Source organism: Aeromonas sp. HMWF015 (genome assembly GCF_963878965.1).
Lineage (GTDB): Bacteria > Pseudomonadota > Gammaproteobacteria > Enterobacterales > Aeromonadaceae > Aeromonas > Aeromonas veronii.
Window position 1 is genome coordinate 1 of sequence record NZ_CAWNZT010000194.1, and the last position, 4,005, is coordinate 4,005.

At 56.5% G+C, this 4,005-nt stretch carries 6 protein-coding genes; 5 read left to right on the forward strand and 1 reads right to left on the reverse strand.

The window, feature by feature from the left end:
• Positions 1–42: 42 nt before the first annotated feature.
• Entirely contained in the window at positions 43–576 is a 534-nt protein-coding gene (gene ubiT / locus AACS18_RS10155; protein WP_108612260.1) for a ubiquinone anaerobic biosynthesis accessory factor UbiT, read from the forward strand.
• On the opposite strand, the gene AACS18_RS10160 is transcribed toward ubiT, so the two are convergent.
• Entirely contained in the window at positions 529–945 is a 417-nt protein-coding gene (locus AACS18_RS10160) for a hypothetical protein (protein WP_108612261.1), read from the reverse strand. The genes ubiT and AACS18_RS10160 overlap by 48 nt on opposite strands.
• A 187-nt stretch (positions 946–1,132) precedes the next feature.
• Between AACS18_RS10160 and trmJ the strand changes: the two genes are divergently transcribed.
• The 4 genes from trmJ to AACS18_RS10180 form a co-directional block, all read left to right on the forward strand.
• A complete protein-coding gene (trmJ, locus tag AACS18_RS10165) occupies positions 1,133–1,855 on the forward strand; it encodes a tRNA (cytosine(32)/uridine(32)-2'-O)-methyltransferase TrmJ (RefSeq protein WP_005359790.1) in 723 nt (240 codons plus the stop codon).
• 92 nt (positions 1,856–1,947) lie between these two features.
• Positions 1,948–2,451, forward strand: a complete 504-nt coding sequence (gene iscR / locus AACS18_RS10170; protein WP_026035025.1) for a Fe-S cluster assembly transcriptional regulator IscR — start codon at positions 1,948–1,950, stop codon at positions 2,449–2,451.
• A 53-nt stretch (positions 2,452–2,504) separates the two neighbouring features.
• Positions 2,505–3,719 carry an IscS subfamily cysteine desulfurase gene (locus tag AACS18_RS10175; protein WP_021229687.1) on the forward strand — a complete coding sequence of 405 codons (1,215 nt, stop codon included), beginning with the start codon at positions 2,505–2,507 and terminating at the stop codon, positions 3,717–3,719.
• A 41-nt stretch (positions 3,720–3,760) separates the two neighbouring features.
• Positions 3,761–4,005: iron-sulfur cluster assembly scaffold protein (locus AACS18_RS10180; RefSeq protein WP_181363257.1), on the forward strand; the 245-nt coding region annotated here is incomplete at its 3' end.

Here is a 4,005-nt window from a genome sequence, read left to right on the forward strand (position 1 = left end):
CCACTCTCCCTGTGTTTGAATGCGCAAAAAAGGGAGTCTATCGTGTTTCAACAACTGCAACGTCGCCTGGTCGAACAGGCTCCGCGCTTCTTGCGCCATTCCCTCAAGCTGGTTCCGTTCAATCTGCAAAAGCAGCTGATGGAGAGTTTGCTGGCCCGAGTTTTCAAAGAGGCTATCGAAGATGGCGATTTCGAGTTTCTGGCAGACAAGTGGCTGAAAGTCGAAGTCTCTGATCTGGAGGTGTGCTGGTTTATCAGTGAGCAGAATGGCCAGCTGGTGGTAGCTCGCGAGTGTGACAAGGCGGATGTCTGCTTCAGCGGTACCGCCAACGACCTGATCCTTATCGCTGGTCGCAAAGAGGATCCGGATTCGCTCTTTTTCCAGCGCAAGCTGAAGATAGAAGGGGATACCGAACTGGGTCTTGAGGTGAAAAACCTGATGGACAGTCTGGATCTCGATGGCTTGCCGAGCCTGATGAAGTATCCCCTGATGGATCTGGCGACGTTTATCGAACGCGCCCGCACCGAGTCAGCGCAGGCTCCGGTGCAGACGGCGCCGGGCGGGATCCCGTCTTAAGTGGACAATCACCCCATGGGCATGGCGACGATAATGGTGCCGTGCCCAGAGGCAGCGACAGGCCCACAGACAGGGCACCAAGGCGATGAGTGCTGCAGGGGCGGGCAGCTGTGACATGGCCAGCCCCGCAGCCAGCCAGATAAAGGGCTGCGCTTCATACAGCCACTCCGGCTGTAGCCAGCGTTTGCTCGGAAAGATAATCAGATCGGTACGCCGGTAGCTGGAGCGCATCATCCAGGTCACAGCTCCGGCGATAAACAGCAAGGCGCCTGCAAACCAGAGCAGGGGCTGTTCACTCAACGTAATCATGGCAATGGCTGCCAACAGGTAGAGGCTGGGCAATCTCTCATAGATAAAGGGAGGAAGCATGGTGTGTTGTCTCCTGTGCCGTTTATCGGATATCCATCAAGTTTAGTCCTCCCCTCTCACTTCCCTCATGCTGGTTTGTTATACAAACGGGTGGTTTTGTTCTGAAATGGCTCGGCTTTTACGGTGCCAACATCGTGTTCTCTTATGTTACAATTGCGCGCCATTTTTGACTGAAGATTGACTGGGCATGTTGGATCAGATTCGTATCGTTTTGGTAAACACCTCTCATACCGGCAACATGGGGTCTGCGGCACGCGCCATGAAGACCATGGGGTTGACCCAGCTGGTATTGGTTGATCCGCAAGCCTTGCCGGATGACAATGCCTTCGCCCTGGCGGCTGGTGCCAGCGATGTGCTTGCCAATGCCCGTATCGTCCCGACACTGGACGACGCGATCGCCGATTGTGGTTTGGTTATTGGCACCAGCGCTCGCTCGCGAACCCTGAGCTGGCCCATGCTCGATCCCCGTGAGGCCGGCGAAAAGTCGGTGGTTGAGGGGATGCAGCACCCGGTTGCGTTGGTGTTTGGTCGTGAGCGCACCGGTCTCACCAACGACGAATTGCAAAAGTGCCACTACCATGTGGCCATTCCGGCCAATCCTGATTACAGCTCTCTCAATCTGGCCATGGCGGTGCAGACCCTCTGTTACGAAGTGCGGATGCGCTGGCTGCAGGGGCAGGCCGCCGAGCCTGAAGATGAGATGGCCTATCCGAGTGCCGCCCAGCTGGAAGGGTTTTATCAGCACCTGGAACAAACCCTGATGAAGACCGGTTTTATTGCCGATGACCATCCGGGTCATGTGATGAGCAAGCTGCGTCGCTTGTTCAATCGGGCTCGGCCGGAAGCAGCTGAGCTCAACATCCTGCGCGGTATTCTGACCTCGGTGCAGAAAGCGCGCGTACCGGATTAATCCGACTGATTTACTCAACCATATACTTGACTGATTTGGTCGGGTATGTGACCATGTGCCCCATTAAATTGCTTCGCAAGACGGTAAGGCACATGAGACTGACTTCAAAAGGACGTTACGCTGTAACCGCCATGCTCGACGTGGCGCTGCATGCAGAGCAGGGGCCCGTCCCCCTTGCCGATATTTCCGAGCGCCAGGGCATCTCGTTGTCCTATCTCGAGCAGCTCTTTGCCCGCCTGCGTAAACATGGTCTGGTGAGCAGCGTGCGTGGCCCGGGCGGTGGTTATCGCCTCGGTTTGGCCCCAGGCGAGATTTCGGTTGGTCAGGTGATCACCGCGGTCGATGAGTCGGTCGATGCTACCAAGTGCCTCGGTAAGGGCGGCTGCCACGGCGGTACCCAGTGCCTGACTCACTCCCTGTGGCGCGATCTGAGTGAGCGGATCTCCAGCTTCCTCGGGGATATCACCCTGGCCGAGCTGGTACGCCAGGCCGATGTACGCCGGATTGCCGGCAAGCAAGATGAACAAATGAAGACCGTGTTGTCCCTGGTTGATCGGGCAGAACACGGCGATGTGAGCTTGAAAGTCCAACTATAAACGTGCTTTCCACAGCGGGACTCTGTATGACCCGGACTGTGACGGAGAAAAACATGAAACTGCCTATTTACCTTGATTATTCGGCAACCTGTCCGGTGGACCCGCGTGTCGCAGAAAAAATGATGCAGTGTCTCACCATGGATGGCCTGTTCGGCAATCCGGCTTCCCGTTCTCACCGCTTTGGCTGGCAAGCCGAAGAGGCGGTGGATCTGGCCCGTAATCAAGTGGCAGATCTGATCGGTGCCGATCCCCGCGAGATTGTCTTCACTTCCGGTGCGACCGAATCCAATAACCTGGCCATCAAGGGTGTTGCCCACTTCTATGCCAGCAAGGGCAAGCACATCATCACCTCCAAGACCGAACACAAGGCGGTGCTCGATACCTGTCGCCAGCTGGAGCGTGAAGGGTTCGAGGTGACTTATCTTGAGCCGATGCCCAACGGCCTGTTCACTATCGAGATGATCGAAAACGCCATGCGTGATGACACCATCCTGGTCAGCATCATGCATGTGAACAACGAAATCGGCGTGGTTCAGAACATTGCGGCCATCGGCGAGTTGTGCCGTTCCCGCAAGATCCTGCTGCACGTGGATGCCGTTCAGAGTGTGGGCAAGATCCCGGTAGATGTGGAAGCACTGAAAGTGGATCTGCTCTCCGTCTCTGCGCACAAGGTGTATGGTCCGAAAGGGATCGGTGCACTGTTTGTTCGCCGCAAACCCCGCGTTCGTCTGGAAGCCCAGATGCACGGTGGCGGCCACGAGCGCGGCATGCGTTCCGGTACTCTGCCGACCCACCAGATCGTCGGGATGGGCGAAGCTTTCCGCATCGCCAAAGAAGAGATGGTGAGTGAAGGGGAGCGCATCTTGGCTCTGCGCCAGCGTCTGTGGAATGGCATCAAGGATATTGAAGCCGTCTACATCAATGGCGATCTGGATCAGCGTGTTCCGGGCAACCTCAACGTCAGCTTTGCATATGTGGAAGGGGAATCCCTCATCATGGCGCTGAAAGATTTGGCGGTCTCTTCCGGTTCGGCTTGTACCTCCGCCAGCCTGGAACCCTCCTATGTGCTGCGCGCACTGGGCCTGAACGACGAGCTGGCACACAGCTCCATCCGTTTCAGCATGGGTCGCTTCACAACCGAGGAAGAGATTGACTACGCGGTCAAGCTTATTCGTGACTCCATCGGTCGTCTGCGCGAGATGTCCCCTCTGTGGGAGATGTACAAAGACGGCGTCGATCTGAACACGGTCGAATGGGCTCATCACTGATCTATTTGGTCAGTGAGCAACAGAATTAGCAGGAGTGAGATATGGCTTACAGTGAAAAAGTAATCGACCACTACGAGAATCCTCGCAACGTCGGTGGTTTCGACAAGAATGATCCCAGCGTTGCAACCGGCATGGTCGGTGCGCCCGCCTGTGGCGACGTGATGAAGCTGCAATTGAAGATCAGCGACGAAGGCATCATCGAAGATGCCAAGTTCAAGACCTACGGCTGCGGTTCCGCCATCGCCTCCAGCTCCCTGGTGACCGAATGGGTCAAGGGCAAGACCCT